Genomic DNA, 648 nt, shown 5'->3' on the forward strand with positions numbered 1-648 from the left:
GATGCAGCCCCATGAGGAGGTGCTCGACATGACGGTCCTTGAGCAGCCCGGCTCCTACCGGCCCACCCCGCCACCGGCCTGGCAGCCTCGTACCGACCCCGCGCCCTTGCTCCCCGACGCGGAGCCGTATCGGCTCCTGGGCACGGACGCCGTGGCCGACGCCGATCCGGGGTTGCTGTTGCGGCTCTACGCCGAGTTGGTGCGTGGCCGTCGGTACAACGCGCAGGCCACGGCGTTGACCCGGCAGGGCAGGCTGGCCGTCTACCCCTCCTCCACCGGTCAGGAGGCGTGCGAGATCGCCGCGGGCCTCGCCCTCGCCGACCAGGACTGGCTTTTCCCCAGCTACCGGGACACCCTCGCGGTCATCGCCCGCGGGGTCGACCCGGTGGAGGCGCTGACGCTGCTGCGCGGCGACTGGCACACCGGCTACGACCCGGGCGAACACCGGGTGGCACCGCTGTGCACGCCGCTGGCCACCCAACTGCCGCACGCCGTGGGGCTGGCGCACGCGGCGCGCCTCAAGGGCGATGACGTGGTCGCCCTGGCCATGGTCGGCGACGGGGGCACCAGCGAGGGCGACTTCCACGAGGCGCTGAACTTCGCCGCCGTCTGGCGGGCGCCCGTCGTCTTCCTCGTACAGAACAACGG

General features: G+C 73.0%; 1 protein-coding gene. It reads left to right on the top strand.

What is annotated here, in order from left to right:
• Window positions 1-28 precede the first annotated feature (28 nt).
• Window positions 29-648: thiamine pyrophosphate-dependent enzyme (locus KUM32_RS37950; RefSeq protein ID WP_254406691.1), on the top strand; the 620-nt coding region annotated here is incomplete at its 3' end.

The organism is Streptomyces sp. AC627_RSS907 (assembly GCF_019049165.1).